The following is a 299-nucleotide window of genomic DNA, read 5'->3' as shown; positions in this document are numbered from 1 at the left end:
CGAAGCACACGTAGGCCGGGGTGTTCTCGGGCGTCGTCTGCTTGAAGTCGGGGAACAGTTCCTGCGCCTTCACGGGCAGCTTCGTGTCCGGGTCAATCAGGAAGGGCAGGTTCGAAATGGAGTGATCATGACGAAAGTCAGCATTACTACGCTGCTCGACGCCGGCGCGCACTTCGGGCATCAGACCCGCCGCTGGAACCCCAAGATGAAGCCGTACATCTTCGGCAGCCGCGGCGACATCTACATAATCGACCTGAAGCAGACCCTCTACGGGCTCGACGCCGCCTACACCTTCGTGA

At 60.5% G+C, this 299-nt stretch carries 2 protein-coding genes; one reads left to right on the top strand and one right to left on the bottom strand.

Annotated features, from left to right (window positions below):
* Positions 1-181: hypothetical protein (locus NE591_RS14510; protein ID WP_256157017.1), on the bottom strand; the 181-nt coding region annotated here is incomplete at its 3' end.
* On the opposite strand from NE591_RS14510, the gene NE591_RS14505 reads away from it, so the two are divergent.
* On the top strand, positions 128-299 hold a 172-nt coding region (locus NE591_RS14505; protein ID WP_256157016.1), incomplete at its 3' end, for a 30S ribosomal protein S2. The genes NE591_RS14510 and NE591_RS14505 overlap by 54 nt on opposite strands.

Source organism: Adlercreutzia sp. DFI.6.23 (assembly GCF_024462535.1).
GTDB classification, from domain to species: Bacteria; Actinomycetota; Coriobacteriia; order Coriobacteriales; family Eggerthellaceae; genus Adlercreutzia; species Adlercreutzia rubneri.
This window is presented reverse-complemented; position numbering and strand designations above follow the sequence as displayed.